Origin of the sequence: Streptomyces sp. NPDC052701 (assembly GCF_040678355.1) — a bacterium.
Taxonomy (GTDB): domain Bacteria; phylum Actinomycetota; class Actinomycetes; order Streptomycetales; family Streptomycetaceae; genus Streptomyces.
Map to the genome: position 1 here is coordinate 34,275 of NZ_JBFATO010000045.1, position 24,418 is coordinate 58,692.

Consider the following 24,418-nt stretch of genomic DNA (forward strand, 5'->3'; position numbering starts at 1 on the left):
TCCCTACCACATGAATTGGCCGCCGTCGACGATCAGCTTCTGCCCGGTGATGTACGAACTGCGGGAGTCCACGAGGAACTCCAGGGCGTCGGCGATCTCGGCGGTGGAGGCGATTCGTCCTTGCGGGATCTGGCGCAGCACGGCCTCGCGTGCCGCGTCGTCGTCCAGGCGGAACCGGGTGACGACCTCGTCGGTCCAGGTGAAGCCGGGGATGAGGCAGTTGACCCGGACCTTCGGCGCCAGTTCCAGGGCCAGGCACTTGGTGAGGTGCAGCAGGGCCGCCTTGGCGGCGCAGTAGGCGGCCCCGTCCGTGCGGGGGCGCAGGCCGGTCGTCGCGCCGATGTTGACGATGCTGCCGCCGGGCTCGTCCAGCATGTGCGGGGCGCACGCGTGGGTGAGGTTCAGGGCGCCGAAGAGGCTGGTGCCGATCACCGTGTGCCACTCGTCGGGGGTGCTCCGCAGGAAGGGCTTGTCGATGTTGACGCCCGCGTTGTTGACCACGACCCTCGGCGGTCCGTAGCGCTCCACGGCGTCCGCCACGGCGGCGGCCACGGCGCCGGCGTCGGTGACGTCGGCGCGGACGGCCCGGACGGCGGGGCCGAGGTCGGCCTCGGTGGCGCGGGCGGCCTTCTCGTCGGCGACGTACAGGGCGACCACCCGGTGGCCGCGGCGGGCCAGGCGCTCGGACAGGGCGCGTCCGATGCCCCGGGTGCCGCCGCTGACCAGGGCCAGGGAGCCGGCGCCGGCCACGGAGCCGCCGGCCGGGGCCGCCGTGGTGGCGGTGCTCATGCTCCCCCCGTCCGCGCCAGCACCTTCGCCCGGTCGACCTTGCCGGTCGCGCCGAGCGGCAACTCGTCCAGGACCCTGATCACTTCGGGGACCATGTAGGCGGGCAGCCGTTCGCGCAGCGCCTGGCGCACCCGGGCGGTGAAGACGTCCGCCTGTGCCGCGCGGTCCTCCGGCACGACGTGCGCCTCCAGCCGGTCCCGGCCGCCGGGACCCCTGCCGACGCCGACCACCGCGCCGCGCACCTCCTCCAGGCCGCGCAGCACCACCTCGATCTCCTCCGGTTCGATCCGGAAGCCGCGGATCTTCACCTGCCGGTCGACGCGCCCCACGAACACCAGGTCCTCGCCGTTCCGGGAGACCAGGTCGCCCGTGCGGTAGTACACGCCCTCGCGTCCCGGAAGCCGTACGAAGCGCTGGGCCGTCAGGTCCGGGCGGTTGAGGTAGCCGCGCGCCACGCACCTGCCGCCCAGGTACAGCTCGCCGCTGGCGCCGGGGGGCACCTCGCGGCCCTCGGCGTCCAGCACCACGGCCTCGTGGCCCGGCACACAGGTGCCGATGGGCACCTGGTCGCCGCCGTCCCAGCCCTGCCGGATCCAGTAGCGGGTGGCGGCGATCACCGCCTCGGTGGGGCCGTAGCCGTTGCACAGCGGCACATGGCCCAGCGGTCCGGACGCCCACCGCCGCACCACGGCGGCGCTGGGCGCCTCCCCGCCGAAGAAGACGGCGCGCAGCCCGCTCAGCAGCTCCACCTCACGCGCCGTCAGCTCCTCGCCGAAGAACGTCTCGAAGTAGGCGGTGGTGCAGCCCACGTAGGTGACACCGTGCTCGTGGACCCGGGCGAACAGCTGCGGGCCGGTCCACAGCGCGGAACCGCGCAGCAGCACGGTGCCCCCGGCCACCAGGCCCGCCCACATCTCCATGACGGTGGCGTCGAAGGCGGGCGCCGAGAAGGAGAGCAGCACGTCGTCGTCGGCGAGTTCGTACGCCTCCACCGCGCCGGCCAGGTGCGCCGCCAGGGCGCCATGGTCCACGCACACGCCCTTCGGGGCGCCCGTCGAACCGGAGGTGTAGATCACGTACGCCTGGTCGTCGGGGCCGGGGCGGCCGGGCAGCGGGCCGTCGTCCGGTGCGCCGGACGCGGCCGCCTCGGCCACGGACAGGACCGGGGCCCCGTGCAAGGAGGCCGGGGCGGCCGGCCCGTCGGTGGCCAGGACCAGCGGCGCGCCGGTGTCCGCGAGCACGTGCCGCTGCCGCTCCTCGGGCCACGCCGGGTCCAGCGGCGTCCAGGACGCCCCGGCCAGCCAGCAGCCGAGGACGGCGGTCATGAAGTGCTCGTTGCCCGGGCCCAGCACCCCCACCACGGAGCCCCGGGCCGGGCCCCGCGCGGCCAGCGCCCGCGCCACGGCCCGCGCGCCGTCCCACAGCCCGCGGTAGCTGAGCCGGGCGTCGGCGCAGATCACCGCCGTACGGTCCGGGGTGCGCCGGCCCCGCTCCTCGATCGCGTCCAGGGTCGTCGTCATGTCCGTCCCTCCTGCCATCGCTCAGGCACCCCCGTCCACGTGGGCGGCGAGCGCCCGGACGGTCGGCCGGCGGAAGAAGTCGCCGACCGTGGGGGGCCGGCTCGTGGTCTCACGCAGCGCCGCGATCAGCTTCAGCACGTCGAAGGAGTTGCCGCCCAGGGCGAAGAAGGACTCGTCGGGGCCGCTCGGCGCGCTGCCGAGCAGCGTCGTCCACAGATCGCGGATCATGCGCTCGGTCCCGGTCGGCTCCCAGCCGGACGCCGCCCCGGCCGGCTGGGCGGCACGCAGCCGGCCCGCCTGGAGCGCGGTCGTCAGGGCGGTGCGGTCGACCTTGCCGTTCGGTGTCAGCGGCACCGCGTCGATCAGCCGCACGTGCCGCGGAAGCATGTAGGAGGGCAGGATCTGCTCCAGGTGGGCCCGGACGGCCGGCTCCTGGGGCTGTGCCTCGCCGGCCGGGCGCAGGAACAGGCACAGGGCGGCCTGTTCGCCGGTGCCGGTCACCGCCGCCACGGCCTCGCCCACCTCGGGCAGGCGCTCCGCCGCGGACTCCAGCTCGCCCAGCTCCACCCGGTGCCCGCGCACCTTGACCTGCGCGTCGCGGCGGCCGAGGAACACCAGGGCGCCGTCCTCCGCGAGCAGGGCCAGGTCGCCGGTGCGGTAGACGCGGGCGGTGGAGCCGGGCGGCGCGTCCGGCGCCGGCAGGAACGCCGCCGCGGTGCGCTCGGGGTCGTTGACGTAGCCCACCGCCGGGCACACCCCGCCCAGGTAGAGCTCGCCCACCGCGCCCGGCGGCACGTCGCGGCCGTCGGGGGCGAGCAGGTAGGCGTCCACGCCCGGCACCGGACGGCCCACGGGGACGTGGTCGTGGGCGGGCAGCTCGTCGCCGCGCACCACGTGCCAGGTGACCGCGGTGGTCTCGGTCGGGCCGTAGAGGTTGACCAGTTCGCGTCCGGTGTCCCGGGCCAGCAGCCGCCGCAGCCGCTCGTCCAGGTTCAGCTGCTCCCCGGAGACGCAGACGTGCCGCACGGTGGGCAGGGCCAGCCCGGCCTCCTCGACCGCGCCGGCGAACGCGCCGGCCACCGCGACCGGCAGGTAGACGTGGGTCAGTTCCTCCTGCTCGGCGAGCCGGGCCACGGCCGTCAGGTCCCTGCGGTCCAGCGCGCCGAGTCCGACCACCGTCCCGCCGCAGGCGAGGGTGGGGAAGATCTCCTGGTAGGAGACGTCGAAGCCGAGGGGCGCGTACTGCAGGAACCGGCTGCCCGGGCCCATCCGCAGCTCGCGCAGCTGCCAGTGCAGCAGGTTCACCAGGGGGCCCTGTCCCATGTGCACGCCCTTGGGGCGGCCGGTCGAGCCGGAGGTGAACATGATGTACACGGGGTCCGTGCCGTCCGCCGCGTCCGGCCCCTGCGCCGTGCCGGCCTCGGCCTCCAGCTGCGCCGGGGTGGCGCGCGGCGGCCCGTCCGGCACCGCGTCCCGGTCGCCGACCGCGAACCGGCACCCGGACTGCTCGATCATGTAGGCCAGCCGTTCGGCGGGCAGCGAGGTGTCCAGCGGCAGATAGGCCGCCCCGCGCCACAGCACGGCGAGCATCGCCACCACCGTCTCCACCAGGTCGCCCGGGACGACCGCCACGGTGTCGCCGCGGCCCACACCGCGCCCGGCGAGCCCGGTGGCGGCCCGCTCGGTGCGCCGCAGCAGCTCCGCGTAGGTCACCTCGGCGCCGCCCGGCTGCCGCACGGCGACGGCGCCGGGGTGGCGGTGCGCGGCCTCGCGCACCAGGCCGAGCAGACCGCCCGGCGCGTCGGTCCGGCCGTCGGCGCCCCGCCGCAGGGCGCGCGCGACCGTGCCGCGCCGCGCGCTCAGCCCGGCCAGCAGGCTCGCGGTGCCCGCCGAGGGCGCCTCGACGGCGCGCAGCAGCAGCTCCCGGTACTCGGCCAGGAAGCGCTGCGCGTAGGACGTGGGCAGCAGGTCCCGGTCGTAGTCCAGCTCGATCCGCAGGCCGTCCTCGACCGCCGTCGCGCCCAGCCAGAGGTCGAACTTGGCCGAGCCGTTCTCCAGGATCTCGACGCGCCCCTCGATCCACGGCATCAGCGCCACCCGGGTGCGCAGTTCGTCCTGCATGGCGAACATGCACTGGAAGACCGGGTTGCGGTTGCTGGAGCGCTCCGGGGCCAGCCGCGTCACCAGGGCGTCGAACGGCACCGACTGCCGGGCGCGGGTCTCGCGCACCGTCGTCGACACCTCGCGGCAGTGTGCCTCGAACGGCACGTCGCGGGCGGGCAGCGCCATGGGCAGCGTGTTGACGAAGAACCCGCACAGCTGGTGCGAGGCCACCGTGCGGCGGGTGGCGAACGGGCTGCCCACCAGGACGTCCCCGGTGCCGGCGTAGTCGCCGAGCAGCAGCGCGTAGCAGGCCAGCAGCAGCTCGTACGGCGTGGTGCCCAGGTCCCGGGCCGCCCGCTCGACGCGCGCCCGCTCCGGCCGGTCGAGCAGCACGCGCAGCCGCTCGGCCCGGTGGGCGGTGTCCTGCGGCCGGCCGGGCACCGGGTACAGCGTGGTGGGGGCCACGCCGGCCAGCGGTTCGGCGAGCGCGTCGGCCTCCCCGGCGGCCACCGCCGCCTGCGCCGCCGCGCACTGCGCCGCGAGCTCCGCGCGCAGCGTGCGCTCGCGCGCCCGGGCCAGTGCCGCCGGGTCCTCGTCGCCGTCGGCGGCCGTGCGGCCCAGGGCCTGCCGGTACCCGGCGCTGATCTCGTCGACGAGGACCCGTACCGACACCCCGTCGCTGACGGTGTGGTGCACCGTCGCCAGCAGGGCGGACCGGGCGGGCGCGCCCGGCGCGGACGTCAGCAGCCGGAACCGGCACAGCGGGGCGCGGGCCAGGTCCAGCGGCAGCCGCACGAACTCCTCGGTCTGCTCCTCCAGCCAGGTCTCCCACGGCACCGCGCCGCCGTCGTGCCCGACGGCCTCCCAGGGCAGCGCGACCTCCTGCGCGATGCGGGCGACGGGGCCGTCCGGGCCGGCCTGGAACTCGGTGCGCAGCGCCGGCTGCACCAGCACCAGCCGCTCCAGGGCGGTGCGCATGGCGTCGGCGTCCAGCGCCCCGTCGAAGACGATGCGGAAGCTGTTGTTGTACAGGTCCTTGCGGGCGGCGGCCTCCTGGATGAACAGCAGGCTGCGCTGGGAGTCGGTCAGGGGGAGCACGTCACCGTGCTCGTCGGGGCGCATCGCGGACGTCTCCTGCGGCAGGTCGAGGGCGGTCACGGGCGCGGCCCGCCGTTCCACCGGCCGACGAACTCCGTCAGGTCGCCGACGGTGACCAGCCGTGCCAGCTCGTGCGGCTCGATCTCCTGCGTCTCGTCCGCCGCCAGGTCGGTGATGATGCGCAGCAGCAGCAGGGAGTCGACACCCAGGGCCGTCAACTCGCTGGTCTCGCTCATCGGTTGGTTCCCGACCCGGCGGGTGATGCAGGCCAGGACGTCTTCGGTGGTCGTCATGCGGAGCAACCGCCCTTTCTGCGGGATCCGGCGTCGGTGACCAGCACAGCAGCCCGTCCTAACGATTCGGTTGTCGCCGGCTACCGGGCGGGCCGGGCACGGCCGCCGACCTGCGTCGCTAGTGACCCGGTAGCCGCCGGTGAGCCGAACGTCAGGGGCCGGTGGTGTTCTTGGTGCGCACCCCAGGGGCGGTTCCGCGGCCCGCGGCACGCACCCGGCCCGCACGGCCCGCACGGCCCACGCGGTCTGCACGGCCCGCACGGCCCGCACGCCGCGCCGGCCCGGCCGGAGCGCGCGAGCCCGGCCGCGTCCGCCCCCGCCCCCGCCCACAGGCCCGCCGGGCCGGAGAACCCGGGCCGGAGAACGGAGAGCGGAGCATTGGCAACCCCACAGGACCTGATCGAACGACACACCGCGCCCCCCGCGGCCGGCGGCCAGACGGTGCACGGCCTTCTGGACGAGGCCGTGGCCGAGACCCCGCACCGCCCGGCCGTACGGGATGCGACCGGCGCCTGGACCTACGCCCAACTGGCGGACCGGGCCGCACGGCTGGCCGCATGGCTGGCGGCCCGTGGCGTGGGCCGCGGTGACCGCGTCCTGCTCCAGCTGCCCACCGGCCGGCCGCTGGCGGCGCTCTTCTACGCCACGGTGCGGCGCGGGGCGGTCTTCGTGCCGGTGCACCCGGCCATGAAGCCGTTCCACCTGCGGTCCGTCGTCGCCGACGCCGATCCCGCCCTCGTCCTGACCGACACCGAGGGCGTCCACCGCCTGCGCTCCCTCACCGACGCCCCGGTCCACGACATCGCCGACGTCCTCGCCGAGGCGGCGGCACGCGAGCCCGGCCCGGACGCGACCGCGTCGCCGGAGGTGTCCTACGACGACCTGGCCACCCTCATCTACACCTCCGGCAGCACCGCCGCGCCCAAGGCCGTGGCCTGCCCGCACGACGCCGTGGTGTTCGCCTCCACCGCGCTGGTCCGGGCCCTGGGCTACCGCTCCGACGACGTCGTGTTCTGCCGTTTCCCGATGTCCTGGGACTACGGCCTGTACAAGGTCCTGATGACCTGCATCGCCCGCTGCGAGATCGTCCTCGCCGACGGCGACTCGGACTTCACCCTGCTGCGCCGCATGCAGGAGACGGGTACGACCGTGGTGCCGCTCGTCCCCTCCTACGCCTCGATGATCGTCTCACTGGCCCGGCGCCACCCCGACCAGCGGCCGCCCGTGCGCATGTTCACCAACACCGGCGCCGCCCTGCCCGCCGCCACCGCCGACGCCCTGCGCGCCCTGTTCCCCGGCGCCCGCGTGGTGCGCCAGTACGGGCAGACGGAGGCCAAACGGATCACCGTCATGCCGCCCAAGGAGGAGCACGAGCGGCCGCACAGCGTCGGACGGGCCCTGCCCGGCACCCGTGTGCTGATCTGCGGGCCCGACGGCGAGCCACTGCCGCCGGGCACCGTCGGTGAGATCGTCGCCATCGGCCCGCACGTGATGCGCGGCTACTGGCGCAACCCCGAGGCCACCGCCCGCAGTTTCCGCCCCGACCCCGACGACCCGGCCGTCACCCGGCTGCACACCGGCGACTACGGACACCTCGACGAGGACGGCTACCTCTACTTCCAGGGCCGCCGTGACGACATGTTCAAGCGCAAGGGCTTCCGCATGAGCACCGTGGAGATCGAGACCGCGGCCCTGGACATCCCCGGTGTGCGGGCCGCCGCCGCGCTCCCCCCGGACGACCGCCACGACCTGACCCTGTTCGTGGAGAGCGACCTCGACGAACGCACGGTCGTACGGGAACTGATGGAGCGCCTGGAGACCGCGAAGATGCCCGCCCGGTGCCGAGTCCTGGCCGAGTTCCCGCTCACCCTGCACGGCAAGAACGCCCGGCGGGAACTGGCCGCCCTGATCGACGGAGAGCGCCCGTGACCGTCAGCCCCCACCACCGCGACCTCGCCGAACGCTACGGCACCCCGCTGTACGTCTACGACCTGGCCCGGGTGCGCGCCGCCCGCCGCGACCTGTTCGGCTTCCTGCCGGAGGGCGTGGAGGTCTACTACGCCTTCAAGGCCAACCCCCACCCCGACCTGGTCCGTGCCCTGCGCACCGGCGACGGGCCCGCCTGCAAGGCGGAGATCAGCTCCACCGGCGAGCTGGCCGCCGCCCTGGAGGCCGGCTACCGGGGCCCGGACATCCTCTACACCGGCCCCGGCAAGACGGCGGGCGAACTCGACCAGGCCGTCCGCAGCGGCGTGGGCCTGTTCTCCGCGGAGTCCCTCACCGACCTGGAGCACATCGGCCGCGCCGCCCGCGCCCACGGCACCACCGCCCGCTGCCTGCTGCGCATCAACAGCGTGACGGCGAGCGCCGCCAGCGGGGTGCGCATGACCGGCAAGCCCACCCAGTTCGGCATCGACAGCGAGACCGTCCCCGAGACCGCCGCGGCGCTGACCTCCGTGCCCGGCACGTCCGTCGAGGGACTGCACCTGTTCTCGCAGAGCAACGCCCGCGACGAGGAGAGCCTGCTGGCGGAGTTCCGGCACACGCTGGAGACCGCCGCCCGCATCCAGGACGAGCTGGGGGTGCACCTGCGCGTCCTGGACATCGGCGGGGGCTTCTCCGTGCCCTACGGCCGCACCGGCGACCGCGCCGCCTACCCCAAGCTGCGCGGTGAACTCGCCGCCGCCCTGGACGTGTTCTTCCCCCGGTGGCGGCAGGGCCTGCCGCGGATCGCCGTGGAGTCCGGCCGCTACCTCGTCGGTGACAGCGGCCACCTCGTCACCGCGGTGAGCAACATCAAGACCGGGCGCGGCCACACCTTCGCCGTCCTGGACGCGGGCATCAACGTGTTCGGCGGCATGTCCGGCCTCGGCCGCCTGCTGCCCGTCTCCGTCGAGGTCCCGGGGGACGAGGACGGCCGGCAGGTCACCCTGGCCGGCCCGCTGTGCACCCCGGGCGACGTCCTGGGCCGCAACGTCACCGTCCCGGCCGGCCTGGCGCCCGGCGACCTCCTCGCCGTGCCCAATACCGGCGCCTACGGCCCCACCGCCAGCCTGCTGATGTTCCTCGGCCGGCCCAGCCCGGTGGAGGTCGTCACCGACGGCGAGGACATCGTCTCCGTCACCCGCATCGAACGCACCCGGGTCCCCCACGGCGCGGAGCACACGCATGGCTGACCTGTCCCAGCCGGCCGGCACCGCCCCCGACCGCGCCCGGGCCACGGTCGTCGTCACCACCGTGGCCTCCGACTCCCACACCTGGAACCTGGTGTTCCTGCAGCTGCTGCTGGAGGAACTCGGCTACCACGTCGTCAACCTGGGCCCGTGCGTCCCCGACGACCTGCTCGTGCGCCACTGCCGGGAGATCCGCCCGGCCGCCGTGATCATCAGCAGCGTCAACGGCCACGGCGCCCAGGACGGGCTGCGCGTCATCCGCGCGCTGCGCGACGACGAGCTGACCGCCGCCCTGCCCGTCGCCATCGGCGGCAAACTCGGCGTGGACGGCGGTGCCACCTCCCACGCCGAGCGGCTCCTCGGCGCCGGTTTCGACGCCGTCTTCGAGGACGGCACCGACACCCTGGCCGCCTTCCGCCGCTTCCTGAACGACCTGGGCACCGGATCGGACCGTGCCCTGGGCAGCCGCCCGCGGCGCGCCGGAGCCGGGCAGGCGCGCCGCGCCGACGAGCAGATGGGCGTCCCCGCGTGACGCCGCCCAGGCCGGGCGGCGTGCCGGACCGCCGCCCGGGTCCCGCCGCCGAACCCGCCCCGGCCGCCCCCGCCGGGGCGGGCCCCCCCCGCGTCGGCGGCTTCGTCCGGGCTCACGGCGGCCACGGCCGCCTGGGGGTCCAGCCCCGGATGGGGTTCTGCGTCCCGGCCGCCATGCGCGCCGGCCTGGCCGCCACCCGGGCCGCCGCCGCCCGCACCGTCGGCACCATCACCCTGGACGCCCACACCCGCGTCGGCCACCTCGACGCCGCCGCGGCCGCCCTGCGCGACGGCACCCCCCTCAACGGCTACCCCGTCGTCACCCACCCCCCGGCCACCACCGCGCAGGTCCTGCACGGCATCCGGGGCCCCCGCTTCCCCGTCCAGGTCCGGCACGGCTCCGCCCGCCCGGTCGGCATCTTCCGGGCCCTGGCCGCCCTCGGCCTGGACGCCAGCGAAGGAGGCCCCGTCTCCTACTGCCTGCCCTACGGCAGGACCCCCCTGGCCGAGTCCGTCACCCAGTGGGCCACCGCCTGCGAACTGTTCGCCTCCCTGCGGGAGACCGGCCGCGAACCCCACCTGGAGACCTTCGGCGGCTGCATGCTCGGCCAGCTGTGCCCGCCGAGCCTGCTGGTGGCCATCAGCGTCCTGGAAGCGCTCTTCTTCGTCCGGCACGGCGTGCGCAGCCTGTCGGTCAGCTACGCCCAGCAGAGCTCCCCGGAACAGGACACCGAGGCCGTCGCGGCGCTGCGCCGCCTGTGCGCGGAACTCCTGCCGACCGACGACTGGCACGTGGTCCTCTACACCTACATGGGCGTCTTCCCCGAAACCGAGCAGGGCGCCCGGCGGCTGCTGGCGAGCTCCGCCGAACTCGCCGTGCGGACGGGAACGGAACGGCTCATCGTCAAGACGGTCGCCGAATCACGGCGCATCCCCACCATCCAGGAGAACGTCGACGCCCTCGAGCTGGCCGCGGCCACCGCGCGCACCGCCGGGCGGACCGCACCGGTCCCGTCGTCCCTGCCCGCCGACAGCCCCACCTACCAGGAGGCCGCCGCCCTCGTCCACGCCGTCCTCGACCTGCACCCCGATCTCTCCCGGGCCCTGCTCCACGCCTTCCGCCGCGGCTACCTCGACATCCCGTACTGCCTCCACCCCGACAACCGGGGCCTGACCCGCAGCTACATCGACCCGGCCGGACGGCTGTGCTGGGCCGCCACCGGCAACCTGCCCATCGCCCACCTGGTACGTCCCCGCAGCGGCACCCGCCTCACCTCCGCCACCCTGCTCGCCGACCTCACCTACGTCCGCAACCGCTTCGACGCTCTCCCGGCCCCCGCCGTCGCCTCCCGTACGGCGACGGCGGACTGAACCGCCCCGGCCCGCCCGGGCGGCGGACGCGCAAAGCGGCCGCCTTGAGAACGGCCCGGCCCCCGGCTCCGCCGGCCGCGAGAACGTCCTCGGGGAACCGCACCGGATCGCGGCGTCCCGCAGCGACGTGGTCGCCGCGCGGGCCGCCGCCGTCCCCGTCCCCGTCTTCGGGCCCGCCGGGGCCGACGGGGCCGACGGGACGGCGACCGTGGCGGACGCCGCCCACCGGACGCCGCACCTGTTTCCCGGCCCGGCCCGTCCCGGCCCTGGTGCGGCCCGTCGCCTTCCAGGGGTCCTTGCCGATTCCCCCTCGGGTGGGGGCAGCCCCACCTCGTGACCGGAGGCCGGCCGCAGGGACCGGCCGGGCGTTCCCGCGCTACCGTCCCTCTCCGGGGGATCCCGGTACCCCGGCCACAGCGGGAAGACGCCGCCTCCTACGGACTCGAAAGTTCCCCATGAACGGTTCCAAGCCCGTCCTCCGCCTGACCGCTGCGCCACAGCGGCGGATCAGCGCACTGACCGCGCTGGCCGCGGCGACCCTCCTGGCCTTCTTCCACGCGCCCGACGCCCTGACTCGCGGTTCCGTCAGCACGGCGAACGTCGGCGACTCCTTCCGCCGCGGATTCGTCGCCTACTGGAACTCCGGCAGCCGGGACTTCCCCGCCCGGCTGGAGAACACGGTCGCCTTCTGGTTCCGCTTCCACCTCGTCAAGGCCGGTGTCTCCGCGCTGCTCCTTGCGGTGGCCGTGGCGCTGGGTGTCGTCCTGTGGCGACACTTCCGGCAGCGGACCGGCGGCCGGTCCGCCCGTCTCCCCCTCGGGCTGTCCTGTGTCCTGGCCGGGATGCTCGCACTCTTCGCGCTGGTGGCGCTGGTGGCCAATCTGCAGGGCGCGGCGGCGCCTTTCGCCTCGCTGTTCCCCATGCTGACGAGCGGCGGCGCGGACGGCGAACTCGCCGCCGCCCTCGCCCAGGTCCGGCAAGAGGTGGCCGTCCACCCGAGCCGCCGGCACTCTCCCGCCCTCACCGTCATGGTCGGTGACTTCGCCGTCCACCACGCCGTGCTGGCCGCGATGGCCGCCCCGATCGCGTTCGCGCTGGCCGGCACGAGCGTGATGCTGTGGAGGCGGCCGAGGACGTCGCCCGGCACGGGGTCGAAGCGCGCGGCGAAGCCGGGCGCCGCCGTCTCGTCACTCCTGGCAGCCGTCGTGCTCGTCATCGCCGTCGCCAACGCCGTGAACGCGGTGAACTCACCCCGGGCGCTCGCCCACTTCTTCGCCGGAGGATGGTGAGACACCCCGTCGGGGCCGGGTCCCCGGCGACGGGCACGAGGACGCCCCTCGCACGAGGCCGGCCGGCGTGTGGCCGGCGGCTGCGCGCAAAGCGCCGGCCCCGGTCACCGTCAGGGCGTGCTCGAACGCAGCCGCACCGCGGTCTGGTCGTGCGCCGCCCCCGCGGCTGCGGCTACCCACCGACGGCCTGTGCCCGTGCGCTCGCCCCGCGCGACTGCGCGGCGCCGGGCCGCCGGCCGACCTCGGGGGCGACCGCGCGGCCGGGGCCGCGGGCCCCGCCCGGCGGCGAAGCCGGGATGAATCGCGGGGCCGTCGCGGTTGGGGGAGGAACAGGTCCGCCCCGAGCCCGGGAGAAGGAGCGCACATGACCCTCCAGGACGCCGAACGGCAGAGCTTCACCGAGGCGTGGCAGCAGTGGCACCGGCAGAAGGAGAAGGTCCTGGCCGATCCGCACGGATTCCTCGCGATCACGAGCCTGCGCTGGCTGAGCGCGGAGCCGGTCCGCTTCGAGGACGCGCCCGGAGCGTGGTCGAGCACCGCCGGGGGCGTGGTGGTCGAGCTGGCCGAGGACGAGGAACTGACCGTCGACGGCACGGTGGTGCGCGGCCGGCACGGCTTCGGGGTCATCGCCGAGCGGGACAGCCTGTACGTCGGTGCGGGTGACGCGGTGATCGAGGTCGCCAAGCGCGGCGGCCACGACATCCTGCGGCCCCGCCACCCCGGCAACGGGCTGCGCACCTCCTTCACGCACACCCCCGCCTACGCCCCGGACCCGCGCTGGGTGCGCCGGGGCCGTTTCCTGCCGTTCGACGAGCCGCGGCCGGTGACGGTCGGCGCCGCGGTGGAGGGACTGGAACACGTCTACGACTCCCCGGGACAGGTCGAGTTCGAACTGGACGGTTCGGTGCACCGGCTCACCGCGTTCAACGGCAGGACCCCCGGCAGCCTGACGGTGCTGTTCACCGACAGGACGTCCGGGGTGACGACGTACGCGGCGAACCGTTCCCTGCAGATCGCCTCCCCGGACGCCGAGGGGCGGGTGACCCTCGACTTCAACCGTGCCGGGAACCTGCCCTGCGCCTACACGGACCTGGCGACCTGCCCGCTGCCGCCCGCCGGGAACCGGCTGCCCGTCGCGATCGAGGCGGGCGAGAAGATCCCCCTGGAGCGAGGCGGACAGCCCTGATCCCCTCGGCGGGCGCGACGGGGGAGGGCCGCGAGGGGGGAGGCCCCATTGCGGAGCCGATGAAGACGGTAACGGGGGCCGGTCGTGCCCGCTGTGCGACGATGCCCCTCCGGACACACCACATCCATGGGGGATCCATGCGCACCCGCGCCGCCGCCGCCGTCCTGCTGCTCGCGCTCACCGCCTGCACGTCCAGCGACGGTGACGCCCCGGCCGCCGGCGACTCCGGCCCCGCCGACGCCGAACAGACCACGGAAGTACCCGCCGAGCACGAGAACGACGACCTGGAAGCGGCCGTGGCCGTGTACACCGCCGCGTATTTCCAGGGAGACGCGGACACGGCGTACGGAATGCTGTCGAAGCGCTGCCGGGAGCGGATCGGCCCGGAGGCGTACCGGGCGGTCGTCGAGCAGGCCGCGAAGGACTACGGCCCCGACCACCCGGCGACGGACGTGAAGGCCGAGGTGTCCGGAAAGCTGGCCCGGGTGAGCTACAAGGTCGAAGGACTCCCCAAGTTCGACCAGGCGCAGCAGCCGTGGGCGCTTGAAGGCGACGCCTGGAAGTACGACGCCTGCTGACCTCTGGCACACCGGCCATGGCCCCGCCGGGTTCCCCCGTCCCGGCGGGGCCTTCGCCGCTCGCGCCCGCGGTGGCCGGCGCCCGCCCGGTGACCGCGACGGCCTGACCGGTGCCCACCGCCACCGGTCAGGCCGTCGGCCCCTGTCCGTTGCGGACCAGCTGCCAGGCCTCGGCGAACAGCTCGGGGAGCGTGCCCGGAAGCAGTTCAAAGGCTCTCACCTGGCTCCCGTCCGCGCTCAGCCGAGCTCCGATCAAGGGCGCCTTCCAGGTCTCCATCGGGGGCAGCGGCTTCTTGGCGTGTGCCCACGGCCCGGGCAGGAAAAGTGTGCGTCCCGCACGGGCCCGGCGGTCCTGCACCACGAGGCCGCGCGCCACCAGCTCCGCCGCGGCTGCCTTGTGGCGGGCCGGTGTCCAGGCGTTCCAGCGCCGCACGTCGCGGTCCGACGGTGCGGGGAGCGACAGGAGCTGAAGATAGAGTGCCGCGGCGTCCTGGGGCAGGCCGAGAGCGGCGGCGGCATCGGCGACCAGAGGGGGGACGCAGGCGCGGGGGTCGGACTCGTAGCGGCCGGAAGGCAGGTCGCCGGCGGTGATGCGGGCCATGACGCGGTCGCAGGTGCCGTCCGTCAGCCAGTTCCACCGCAGGCTCCCGCGGTTGCCGCGGAGCACGCCCGAGCGAAGGACACGGGCCGGCGAGTCGCGCCGGTCCAGCACCTTGCGCAGGTGGCGGACGACTTCCGGCGCCCCGGTGCGTACGGGGTCCCCGGCGGGAAGGTCCGCGTACGCCCACGACAGCCCGGCGAAGACGGCGTCCGCGACGGTCTCGGCGTCGTAGTCGCCCATGACGTCCCACGCGGTGCGCAGGTGGCGGTGCTCGGACGGGCAGGGCCAGGCCCGCAGGTGGAAACCCGGCGGCAGGGTGGCGTTCGCCGGGTCGAGGAACAAGTGGCACAGATGGGCCGCCGGCATCCGGGTCTCCAGAGCGACCGCGGCCTGCCAGGTGCTCCACGGCGCGTGCGGACGGGCGCCGTGCTGCTCCGCCCAGGCCGCGGCGGTACGCTCCGCGACGCGGGCGAGGCCACCCGGCCTCCACAGGTCCGCGGGATCCGCGGGCATCACGTCGGCGAGCAGGGTGAGCCGCTCGTCGTCGTGCAGCATCGACAACTCGACGCGCGCCGATTCGAGTTCACCGGCCTTGAAGCCGAACACGACGCGCTCGTGCTCGTCGAGGAAGGGCTTGTAGTAGCCGCCCGCACCCGGATTGCCCGCCAGGACGAGGGCCGCCGCGGGGCGGCTCAGACCGGTGGCCTCGCTCAGAGCGAGGACCGCGCCCGCGTCCCAGGCGACCGGGCCGCGCTCCCGGACGAGCTCCACCAGTTGCAGCAGCTGCTCCGGAGTGCCCCAGCCGCGGTGGCGGTCGACGACGTGGAGCGGTTCCTCGGGGCGCGGGGCGGCCCGGCCACCGGGAAGCACGGCCTCGAAGTAGAGGGTCCTGCGCGCGGCCGGCAGGTGCAGGCCGAACGAAGCGCCCTGGTGGTCGCGGACGCTGAACGAGGTCGTCCCCGCGAGCCGGCCCAGGCGGAAACGGTAGGCCGGGTCGGCGAACGGCGTCCGCGCCCACATCTGCAGAAAGTCGAGCAGCACCTCGCGGCGCTCCGGCCTGGTCGCGGGAGCGGCCGCGCGCAGCGCGAGTGCGCCCGTGCGTCCCACGAGTTCCGTCCAGCTGCCCGCCGCGGGCGGACGGACCTCCCGTTCGCCCGGCCCGGGCGCCCAGCTGCCCTCGATGTAACGGCCCACGCGCCTGATGTCGGCGAAGGAGTCGTCGTTCCAGCAGCCCGAGGCTCCGACGAGACCCTGCAGGGCGGCGGATGCGGCGAATCCGCTCCACGTGCGGCAGGTCTGGGGCGCGACCGTGTCGATCTCGTTCATCCGCCCGATCATGACGGACGGCACCGACAACGCATCCCGCCGACCTGTGGCTGTGGAGATGTCCTCGGCGGGGAGAGGGGCCTGCCGCCCCGGCTGAACCGGGTAGCTTTCGCCGCCCTGCCCGTCTTGCCGGGCGCCGGACCGCTCGGGATACGGGCCGGACCCGTCCACCCCGGTGCGGACGCGCCGTGACGTTCATCGATACAACTGCTGTCAGGTGCAGTGGAGTTGGTGTGAGAAGCTGTCCCGTAGCCGTTCGAGGACAAAGGCGTCGTGGCGGTCGCCGGGAGGAGCGCAGCGTGAGTCGGGACGGTTTCCCTGCTGAGAGGATCGACACCAGCAGGCCGCACCCTGCGCGGATCTACGACTATCTGCTGGGCGGCAAGAACCACTACCCGGTGGATCAGCAAGCCGGCGAGGCACTCGCCGCCAAAGCGCCCGAGGTGTGGGCCTCCGTGCAGGCCAACCGCGCCTTTCTGCAGCGAGCCGTCCGGTACGTCGTCGGCGCCGGCGTCCGCCAGATCCTGGACATCGGCACCGGGCTGCCCACGTCCCCGAACGTGCACGAGACCGCCTACGAGGTGGCGCCGGACGTGCGCGTCGCCTACGTCGACAACGATCCGATCGTGAAGGCGCACGCCGACGCGCTGCTCAGCCACTCCGGCATGACCAGCATCGTGCTCGCCGACCTGCGCGACCCGCGAACCATCGTGGATCATCCCGACGTCCGCCAGATCATCGACTTCGATGAGCCGGTCGCGCTGTTCCTGGTGGCCATCCTCCACTTCATCACCGATGCCGAGGAACCCGAGCGGATCGTGGCCACCCTGCGCGACGCGCTGCCGGCCGGCAGCTTCCTGGTGCTCTCGCACGCCACGGGCGACTTCGCCGATCGAAGCGAGGCCCAGGCCGTCTACAACGACGCCACCGCCACCATGAACCTGCGCTCCCACGCCGAGATCGAGCGTTTCTTCGACGGCTTCGACCTGGTCGAGCCCGGCCTGGTCCAGGTCCCGTTCTGGCGCCCGGAAACCACGTCGGCACGATCAAAGGAGATCGGTTTCTACGGGGGCGTGGCCCGGAAGACCGGCTGATCCGCGTTCCCGGCCGCGTCCGGCGTGGTGAGCGGCGGTCCGGGCAGCCACTGGCCGGCGTACGCCTCCCCGCGGCGCCTCATCGTGCGCAGCCGGCCGGGCGACCGCCGGATCGTGATCCGCACCGGATACGCCCGCTGACCGCTCACCTGCCCTGTTTCCGCGACGGCGGCCGCCGCGCCCACGGCCTGGAAGCCGAATGCACCGATGCGGAACATCTCGAATGCGGCCGGTAGGAGCAGACGCTTGAGGGCGGGTTCCAGAAAGCGGGAACCCGCCCTCACGGGTTTCGCACGGATGTTTCCGATGCGCGCCGGGGATGTGCGACACGGGGCCGGGCGGCGCCGGTGGCGTTCAGGGCGTGCCCGAAGGCGTCGCGGGTGGTGCAGTCGATCTCCCGGCCGGCGTCACCGCGCGGATGCCGTCGGTGACCGCCGACGCGACGGACACCGCGCCCGTCTGCTGCGCCTGCTCGGTTTGTTCGGTTTCCGGCCTGGGTGTTTCAGCCATACCAGTGATACTTACATACCGAAAGCCTCGTCACGGGTGTCATCCCGCACACACGGGTGAGGCGCTGGGTGTGACGAAATCGGCACCGGCGTGCCCGGCGTGGGCCGTGTACGCACGGGGTACGCGCCGGGGGTGGACGGGGTGGCAGGGATGAACGCGACGGGTCCCGGATGTGCGGGCGAGGACGGCACTTTGCCGTACGAGCGGGACATGCAGACCACGATGGCGTTGGACGGCGACGGCACGTGCATCGCCCAGGCCCGCCACCTGGCCGCGGATTTCCTCACCCGGGTGCAGGCCGAGCACGGTCTGCCCGTCTCGCAGCGGGTCGTGGACGTCACACAGCTGGTGGTCAGCGAGCTGGTCACCAACGCCCGCAAGTACGCGCCCGGCCCGGTGCTGCTGGACCTGCGCATCGCCGGCGCCGTGGTCGAGGTCGTGGTGTGGGACTCCGATCCGGTCCTGCCGGTGGCCAGGACCGCGGACGCGGGCCGGGTGGGACAGCACGGCCTGGAGATCGTCATGGCCCTCTCCCAGGGCTTCGAGGCGCAGCGCGAACCGGTCGGCAAACGCATCACCGCCCGCATCGCCCTCACGGACGACCCCGGCGGCACCGTGGCCGGACACCGCCCCCTGTAACCGGCAATCGCACGGCTCCCCAGGGGAAGGACCCAGAACACGAGGACCGCCCCGGGCCGGAACGACGCCGGCTCGGTCCCGGCGGCGCGCACGCCGGTTCCTGTTCCGTACCTCTTCTGCACCTCAGTGTCCGTCGTGGTGATGGCTCGTTGTCTCGTGCATGAAGATGACCGAGCTGGACGATTATCTTGTGCGGCCTGGGCAGGTACGGGAGTGGACGCTGCATCCGTCCGTGATCTCGGCCGCCCACCAGGTGGAGCGGGATCCGACACCCCCCTCGTACAACCAGGAGTCCCACATCCTCACCATGGCCCGGCTGGAGGAACGTGGGGCGCGTACCGCCGACTGGGCCGGTGTGGCGTTCGAGCTGCCGGGCGAACTGGACGTGAAGGCGTTCGGCAGGGCCTTGGTGGACTGGATGGGCTGGCACGAAACGCTGCGCAGCGGATTTCGCAGGTCGGGCGGGGAGATGCACCGCTTCACATTGCCCAGGGAGGCGATCGAGGTGAGCAGTGCCGTCCTCGGGGACTTCCGTGATGCCGCAACCATGAGCCGCTTCCTGCGAGACCGGCTCGACGCGGGGACCCATACGCTGCGGTGGCCCAGTTTCGTGGTGGAGACGGTGCAGCGGACCGGTTCGGTGACGGTGGTGCTGGCCTTCGACCACATGCACTTCGACGGCTACACGCTGTTCGGGATGGTGCAAGAAGTCCGCGAGTTCTACCTGGCCGCCCTTGAAGGGCGGAATCCCCTGGTGGCGGCGGCCGGCAGCCATGTCGGCTACTGCGATGTGGAACGCCGCGAGGCGCTGCTGGTCGGCCGTGAGCACCCCGCCGTCCTCAGGTGGGAGCGGTTCATCGCGGACAGCGGCGGCCGGCCGCCGGGTTTCCCGCTGCCCTTGGGGGCCAGGGAGGAGGAGCTGCTGCCCCAGAAGTCGGTCTTCGACTGGTTGCTGGATCCCGCCGAGACGGACGCCTTCACCGAGGTCTGCCACGCCGAGCAGACCATCCTGCCCTCCGGGGTGCTCGCGGCGGTCGCTCTCGCGGTAAGGGAGTTGGGTGTGGCCGGGCCCTATCGCACGGTGATGCCGTTCCACACCCGTTCACGGCCGGAGTGGGCATCCTCGGTCGGCTGGTTCGTGGGTGTCGGCCCGGTGGAGGTCGACCTGCCACCCGGGTGCGACTTCCGTTCGGCCCTTCCCCTCGCTCAGCATGCGGCTCGCGAGGCGAGGCAGGTGGCCCGGGTCCCGTTCTTCCGGGTCTCCGAGCTTCTGGGGGTGGACTTCAGGCAGGATGCGCCTGATCCGTTCTCACTGCTTTCCTACATGGATCTGCGTCACCTCCCCGGTGCCCGGGGGTGGGCCCGGTGGAACGCCCGGCTCCTGACGCGGATCTCCAACAGCAGCAAGGCGTGCCTGTGGGTCATGTGCTCGCCGGAGGGCCTCTACCTGTTCGCCCGCCACCCCGACACGGGCCTCGCCGCCGCCAACATCGCCCGGTTCGTGGGAGCCGTCCGCGACATCGTCCAGTGCGTGGCCCGGACGGGGAACTTCACCTCCGCCATGCTCCACCAGGTGCCTTCGCCCGCATGACGCCGCGCATATCCCGTGTCGGCCGGTGGACGGCGGCTGCGAGCACGGCATCACCAGGGCGGTGCCTGCGACAGCCGAGGGACCGGGCGGCGGAGCCGACGTCGGGCGGCCACGGCCCTGCGCCCACCGTGTCCGTGGACGGCCGTCCTCGACCTGCGCGGGGGTGGACGGCCGCCCGGCCCGGGGTGTGCCGCGTCGCCCGCGCTACGTCGCCACGCCCGCCCACCGGACGGCGATGAAGATGGCGATGTAATGCGCGGCGAAGGCTGCCACGGTCAGGGCGTGGAACACCTCGTGGAAGCCGAACCAGCGGGGTGAGGGGTCGGGACGCTTCAGGGCGTAGACCACCGCGCCTGCGCTGTAGAGCAGTCCCCCGATCACGGTCAGGACGGGTACGGCCGCTCCGCCGTGGCGCAGGAAGTCGGGCAGGTAACCCACCGGTGCCCACCCCAGGGCCAGGTAACAGGGCGTGTAGAGCCAGCGGGGAGCTGCGACCCACAGGACACGGAAGGCGACCCCGGCCAGCGCACCCGTCCATACGACCCACAGCAGCGGGCCTCGCCGGTCGGAGGGGAGCAGGAGGACGGCCAGAGGGGTGCAGGTGCCGGCGATGATCAGGAAGATGTTGGCGTGGTCGAGGCGTCGCAGAACGGCTTCGCCCAACCGCCCCCAGGTGCCCAGGTGGTAGACGGCACTGGTCCCGAACAGCAGCCAGGCGGTAACGGAGTACACGGCGCAGGCCAGGGTCGCCTGCGGTGTCCGGGCCAGCCAGATCAAGACGATGCCCGCGATCAACGAGGCGGGGACCATCGCGGCATGGAACCAGCCGCGCAGTTTCGGCTTGATCGGCTCGACCAGCTCGGCCGCCCGCCCTGCCAGGGCGGCAACGGAATGAGGACTTCCCTGCGAACCCGCGTGGTCGGATCTGTGGGAGGAACCGGCTGAAGCGTCTCCCTCTCCTCCCTCCCCGTTCAGCCGCGTGGGCGGAACGCCTCCGCCGTCGGCGTTGTCGCGGAACGCAGCTTTCCGGCCTGCCTCGGCCTTGTGGATGTCACCGGAAACCATGCGGACATGCTAGGAGTCCGCCCGCGACAGCGCTCCGGAACGCCGTCTTTGTCAGGCCGTGTCGGCATCGGCGGACGGGCCCTGCCCAGTCCCTGGCGGAGTGCCGGCCCGCGAGCCACCACCGCCGGTCGTACGGGAGCGGACGCAGGCGGCGATCACCGGCCGGAGGACCCACCGTCCTGTCCGTGACGCCGCGCTCCGGGCGCATCGATACCTGTGTTCGCCGGATCAGAATTTCACGGAGCGGGCAGGCAGCTTTATTGCCGCATTGACGAGGACGGGCTCTTCCCATTTCCGTTGGTCCTTTCGGTGTGCTACCGTCGTTCTCAGTTGCAGTTGTGGTTCCCGATGCTTCAAATGCTCCCAAGTGGCCTCCGGGTCATTGGAAGCACTTTTTGTCTTCCGGTCTTTTTCCGGGCGGGGTGATCATCGCGGCGACATGGTGTCCGTACAGTGCGGACACCGATGCACTGCCCCAAAGGAGATTGACATGGCTGCTGGTACCGTGAAGTGGTTCAACGCGGAAAAGGGCTTCGGCTTCATCGAGCAGGACGGCGGCGGCGCCGACGTCTTCGCCCACTACTCGAACATCGCCACCCAGGGCTTCCGCGAGCTGCTGGAGGGCCAGAAGGTGACCTTCGACATCGCGCAGGGCCAGAAGGGCCCGATGGCCGAGAACATCGTTCCCGCCTGACGCCGACTGCCGCGTACTCACAGCTGGGGCCCGCATCCTCTGGGGTGCGGGCCCCAGCTGTATGCGTTTTCCCGCAGTGCGCCGCCGAGACGCCCGGGAATCCGAAGACGCGCCGCCGCCGGAAGTCTTTTCCATGGCCGATGGCGGTACGTCTTCGCGGGTGCGCCGAAGCCGGCGTCCTGGATATGGCATCACCATCGCGCCACCCGTTTCGACATCCGCGTGCTGTGGGAATCACCTGCCGGTGAATTCGTTTCGACTTTGCCGTTCGGTAAGTTCTTGGGTTTCTCCGTGCCGCTCATCGCTGCGGAAATTCCACGGCATGTGCAGCACCGCCGGCCCACCCTGCAGGAGGCACCTCGTGACGCCGACTCGTACGGACCACCACATGGTCAACGCAAACCCGCTGCACGGAACGGTGGCCGACGCCATGGACGCGGCCGGACCACAGGTCTGGGACGACATGACCGTCGAGGTGGCGCTGTCCGTCATGGCCGCCGCCCACACAGGCCACCTCCTCGTCTGCAACGAGGACGCCCGGTGCACCGGCATGGTCACCCGGGCCCGGCTCACCGCCGTCCGCGAAAGCCTCGGATACACCGACCGGGTCCGCCTGCGCGACATCGTCGGCGACGGCGGGCCCTTCGCCACGCCGCTCACCACGATCGCCGACGCCGAGCACACGATGCGCCACCGGCACCTCGCGACCCTGCCCGTGGTCGACGAACACGGCAACGCCCTGGGCGTCCTCGCCCTCCCTCGCTGAACTGCGGCGAACACCAGCTGTGCCATCGCAGCGGCCACGCTTCCCGACACGGTGCGCCACCGCGGGTCGTACGGCAACCGGCGCCGTCGGCTTTCACCTCACCGATCCCGTCGGCTGATCAGGGAACCGGTGCATGATTTTTTCGATGACTTCCGGATTGCGATGGTGTGTCAGGCCGGTTCGGTAGTCGGCCTCCGGCTGCCCCCGTCCGAGGTTCCGCGTTGTCCCGGGACCTCGCGTGGCAGCCGGAGTCTTGCCGTCTATGGTGCGAGGACGGTGCCCAGGCCGCCTTGGGCGGGGGTGCCGGCGGTGGAGGGGCCGATGAAGGAGGCTGTGCCGTCGGCGTGGAGGTGCGCGATGGTGCCGTCGCCGGAGTTCTCACCGGGGGCACCGACGGCCAGGCCGACGGCTGAGGTCCCGGTGAAGTCGCCTGCGGCGATCTCCGCGCCGAAGCGGTCCGCGGTCTCGGCGGCGCCGGGGATCCCGCCTGCACCCTGGTTGAGGGTCTGAGCGGTGGTCACGGCGAGGTCGGTGGTCAGCCGTATGACCAGGGCGGAGCCGGCGTCGGTGTAGGCGGTGCCCTCCAGAGTGAGGTCCTCGCCGGGCAGGCCGGCGAGGACGTCGAGGACGCCGTCACCGTCCACGTCGCGCAGGGCGACCGAGGTGCCCATGGCGTCGCCGGCTTCGGCGGTGCCGGGGATGCCGTCGGTGTCCTGGTGGACGGTGACGGTGTCGCCGGGGTGGCTCAGGCCCCAGGGGTGGCCTCGCTTGAGGGTGATCTGCCCGCCCGTCCAGCCGTCGGCGTCGGCGGCCAGCGGCTGGCCCACCACCACGTCGTCGTAGCCGTCCTGGTCGATGTCGCCGGCGTCGATGGCGCGGCCCGGGGGCACCTGGGCGGCGAAGCCGCCGGTGAGGCCGTCCGGACCGCCGGTGAATTCGAAGACCTTGCCGATGCCGTAGGTGTCGACGGTGGTCACGGCCAGGTCGTGGTAGCCGTCGCCGTCGAAGTCGCCGACCGCGCCGTCGATGGCGACGGCGGCGTCGAAGCTGACGGCACGGGTGTGGACGGCGCCGGTGGCGCTGTCCCGCCAGACGAGCCAGGAGCCGCTGTCCGCGGTGCCGGGGCCGAGGCCGATCGCGTCGTCGAGGCCGTCCCCGTCGACGTCCGCCACCTCCACGTCGGTGCCCAGACGGGCCGAGTCCGGCGGTCCCCAGTGGGCGCCCGTGGTGAAGGAGGTGCCTGTGCTCAGGCCGGAGGCGCCGGTCAGGACGGTGACCGAGCCGCGGTCGGCGTTGCCGCTGGTGTCGTTCTCGCCGGGGGCGCCGATCACCAGGTCGGGCCGGCCGTCGCCGTCCAGGTCGCCGGAGGCGGTGGCGGCACCGAAGCGGTCGCCGGGCTCGGCTCCTCCCGGCACCGAGCCGGTGTCCTGGGTGATCACCAGCCGGCCGGCCGCGGTGGGGCCGGCCGCCGAGCCGGGCAGCACGGTCACCGAACCCGCCGCCGAAGCGGCCTCGGGGGTGCCGGCGACCAGATCGGAGGAGCCGGAGGCGTCGAAGTCGTACGGTGTCCCGGGAGCCGCGCGGGCGGGAAGCGCCGTCAGGCCGCAGACGGCCATCACGGCGCAGGCGACAAGGACGAGTCGTGACCGGGCGCACCTGCCGTCGGTACGGGTGTTCACGCGGTTCTGCTGCCTCATGCCTTGCTCTTGAGCCAGACGACGATGCGGTCGAACACGCCCGGTTCGCTCAGCAGGGAGCCGCCGTGTGCGGAGCCGGTGACGGTGTGGGTCTGGATGCGGCCGTCGGGCACGCCGTTGGCCTCGGCGGTGGCTTCGAGGTCGGTGGAGTGCACCGGCGGCACGAAGTCGTCCTCGGAGTGGACCAGGTACATGGGGGCGTCGGCCGGGTCGGCCCAGTTCTTGGACACCATGCTGCGCCAGGTGCCCCAGCAGGAGGGGTGCAGGGTGGTGGAGGTGTCGGCGGAGTCGGGGTGGCAGCGGGCGAGGATGACGGTGTTGTCGCGCAGCTTGCGCTTCTTGGTGTCGGTGGAGGTGTTGCCGTCGTTCCACGCCCGGTAGGGGGAGGCGACGGGCGAGAGGGCGACTGCGCCCTTGAGCCGCAGGGCGTTGGCGCCGTGGGTGGCCGCGTCGGTGGCGAGCTGGCCGCCGGCCGAGGAGCCGAGCAGCAGCACGCGGTCGGGG

The 24,418-nt window shown here is 73.4% G+C and carries 21 protein-coding genes and 1 pseudogene; 12 read left to right on the forward strand and 10 right to left on the reverse strand.

The window, feature by feature from the left end; genetic code table 11:
- Positions 1-3: 3 nt before the first annotated feature.
- The 4 genes from AB0L29_RS32170 to AB0L29_RS32185 are packed head-to-tail and all read right to left on the reverse strand — an operon-like array spanning position 4 to position 5,803.
- Positions 4-789 (reverse strand): SDR family oxidoreductase, encoded by a 786-nt coding sequence (locus AB0L29_RS32170; protein ID WP_365832276.1) that lies wholly within the window; start codon positions 787-789, stop codon positions 4-6.
- Positions 786-2,309 (reverse strand): amino acid adenylation domain-containing protein, encoded by a 1,524-nt coding sequence (locus AB0L29_RS32175; protein ID WP_365832278.1) that lies wholly within the window; start codon positions 2,307-2,309, stop codon positions 786-788. The genes AB0L29_RS32170 and AB0L29_RS32175 overlap by 4 nt, the downstream gene beginning before the upstream one ends.
- 21 nt (positions 2,310-2,330) lie before the next feature.
- A complete protein-coding gene (locus tag AB0L29_RS32180; RefSeq protein WP_365832280.1) occupies positions 2,331-5,570 on the reverse strand; it encodes an amino acid adenylation domain-containing protein in 3,240 nt (1,079 codons plus the stop codon).
- Positions 5,567-5,803 carry an acyl carrier protein gene (locus AB0L29_RS32185; RefSeq protein ID WP_365832282.1) on the reverse strand — a complete coding sequence of 79 codons (237 nt, stop codon included), beginning with the start codon at positions 5,801-5,803 and terminating at the stop codon, positions 5,567-5,569. Before AB0L29_RS32185 ends, AB0L29_RS32180 begins: the two co-directional genes overlap by 4 nt.
- Before the next feature lie 441 nt (positions 5,804-6,244).
- Between AB0L29_RS32185 and AB0L29_RS32190 the strand changes: the two genes are divergently transcribed.
- From AB0L29_RS32190 to AB0L29_RS32220, 7 genes are all read left to right on the forward strand, one after another.
- Entirely contained in the window at positions 6,245-7,732 is a 1,488-nt protein-coding gene (locus tag AB0L29_RS32190; RefSeq protein ID WP_365832312.1) for an AMP-binding protein, read from the forward strand.
- Positions 7,729-8,979 (forward strand): type III PLP-dependent enzyme, encoded by a 1,251-nt coding sequence (locus AB0L29_RS32195; protein ID WP_365832284.1) that lies wholly within the window; start codon positions 7,729-7,731, stop codon positions 8,977-8,979. The genes AB0L29_RS32190 and AB0L29_RS32195 overlap by 4 nt, the downstream gene beginning before the upstream one ends.
- On the forward strand, positions 8,972-9,508 hold the full coding sequence (locus AB0L29_RS32200; protein ID WP_365832286.1) for a cobalamin-dependent protein: 537 nt from the start codon (positions 8,972-8,974) through the stop codon (positions 9,506-9,508). Before AB0L29_RS32195 ends, AB0L29_RS32200 begins: the two co-directional genes overlap by 8 nt.
- A 131-nt stretch (positions 9,509-9,639) precedes the next feature.
- On the forward strand, positions 9,640-10,878 hold the full coding sequence (locus tag AB0L29_RS32205) for a methylaspartate mutase (protein ID WP_365832314.1): 1,239 nt from the start codon (positions 9,640-9,642) through the stop codon (positions 10,876-10,878).
- Positions 10,879-11,333: 455 nt separating this feature from the next.
- Positions 11,334-12,167 (forward strand): tat (twin-arginine translocation) pathway signal sequence, encoded by an 834-nt coding sequence (locus tag AB0L29_RS32210; RefSeq protein WP_365832288.1) that lies wholly within the window; start codon positions 11,334-11,336, stop codon positions 12,165-12,167.
- Positions 12,168-12,531: 364 nt separating this feature from the next.
- Positions 12,532-13,353, forward strand: coding sequence for a DUF1684 domain-containing protein (locus AB0L29_RS32215; RefSeq protein WP_365832290.1), 822 nt, complete (start codon positions 12,532-12,534; stop codon positions 13,351-13,353).
- Between the two features lie 137 nt (positions 13,354-13,490).
- Positions 13,491-13,931, forward strand: a complete 441-nt coding sequence (locus AB0L29_RS32220) for a hypothetical protein (protein ID WP_365832292.1) — start codon at positions 13,491-13,493, stop codon at positions 13,929-13,931.
- A gap of 127 nt (positions 13,932-14,058) precedes the next feature.
- On the opposite strand, the gene AB0L29_RS32225 is transcribed toward AB0L29_RS32220, so the two are convergent.
- Positions 14,059-15,858, reverse strand: a complete 1,800-nt coding sequence (locus tag AB0L29_RS32225; protein ID WP_365832294.1) for a hypothetical protein — start codon at positions 15,856-15,858, stop codon at positions 14,059-14,061.
- 299 nt (positions 15,859-16,157) lie between these two features.
- Here AB0L29_RS32225 and AB0L29_RS32230 point away from each other — a divergent pair, with 299 nt between their 5' ends.
- Positions 16,158-16,952: an SAM-dependent methyltransferase gene (locus AB0L29_RS32230; RefSeq protein WP_365832296.1), complete on the forward strand. Its 795-nt coding sequence runs from the start codon at positions 16,158-16,160 to the stop codon at positions 16,950-16,952.
- Here AB0L29_RS32230 and AB0L29_RS32235 read toward each other — a convergent pair.
- Positions 16,922-17,236 carry a hypothetical protein gene (locus AB0L29_RS32235; protein WP_365832298.1) on the reverse strand — a complete coding sequence of 105 codons (315 nt, stop codon included), beginning with the start codon at positions 17,234-17,236 and terminating at the stop codon, positions 16,922-16,924. The two genes, AB0L29_RS32230 and AB0L29_RS32235, sit on opposite strands and share 31 nt — an antisense overlap.
- A gap of 70 nt (positions 17,237-17,306) precedes the next feature.
- Complete coding sequence (locus AB0L29_RS32240) at positions 17,307-17,462, reverse strand: hypothetical protein (protein ID WP_365832300.1); 156 nt, start codon at positions 17,460-17,462, stop codon at positions 17,307-17,309.
- Between the two features lie 210 nt (positions 17,463-17,672).
- Here AB0L29_RS32240 and AB0L29_RS32245 point away from each other — a divergent pair, with 210 nt between their 5' ends.
- Both AB0L29_RS32245 and AB0L29_RS32250 read left to right on the forward strand, forming a co-directional pair.
- Complete coding sequence (locus tag AB0L29_RS32245) at positions 17,673-18,101, forward strand: ATP-binding protein (RefSeq protein WP_365832302.1); 429 nt, start codon at positions 17,673-17,675, stop codon at positions 18,099-18,101.
- Between the two features lie 160 nt (positions 18,102-18,261).
- A complete protein-coding gene (locus tag AB0L29_RS32250) occupies positions 18,262-19,692 on the forward strand; it encodes a condensation domain-containing protein (RefSeq protein ID WP_365832304.1) in 1,431 nt (476 codons plus the stop codon).
- Positions 19,693-19,896: 204 nt separating this feature from the next.
- Here AB0L29_RS32250 and AB0L29_RS32255 read toward each other — a convergent pair whose 3' ends face one another.
- The gene (locus tag AB0L29_RS32255) at positions 19,897-20,757 is read right to left on the reverse strand and encodes a hemolysin III family protein (RefSeq protein WP_365832306.1); all 861 of its coding nucleotides are present in this window, start codon (positions 20,755-20,757) and stop codon (positions 19,897-19,899) included.
- Positions 20,758-21,247: 490 nt separating this feature from the next.
- Here AB0L29_RS32255 and AB0L29_RS32260 point away from each other — a divergent pair, with 490 nt between their 5' ends.
- Together AB0L29_RS32260 and AB0L29_RS32265 are read left to right on the forward strand one after the other, a co-directional pair.
- Positions 21,248-21,451: a cold-shock protein gene (locus tag AB0L29_RS32260; protein ID WP_365832308.1), complete on the forward strand. Its 204-nt coding sequence runs from the start codon at positions 21,248-21,250 to the stop codon at positions 21,449-21,451.
- Positions 21,452-21,839: 388 nt separating this feature from the next.
- Positions 21,840-22,217: a CBS domain-containing protein gene (locus AB0L29_RS32265; RefSeq protein ID WP_365832316.1), complete on the forward strand. Its 378-nt coding sequence runs from the start codon at positions 21,840-21,842 to the stop codon at positions 22,215-22,217.
- A 260-nt stretch (positions 22,218-22,477) separates the two neighbouring features.
- On the opposite strand, the gene AB0L29_RS32270 is transcribed toward AB0L29_RS32265, so the two are convergent.
- The gene (locus AB0L29_RS32270) at positions 22,478-23,914 is read right to left on the reverse strand and encodes a hypothetical protein (protein ID WP_365832310.1); all 1,437 of its coding nucleotides are present in this window, start codon (positions 23,912-23,914) and stop codon (positions 22,478-22,480) included.
- A pseudogene (locus tag AB0L29_RS32275) lies at positions 23,911-24,418 on the reverse strand (alpha/beta hydrolase); the annotation flags it as partial. The gene AB0L29_RS32270 and the pseudogene AB0L29_RS32275, both read right to left, overlap by 4 nt.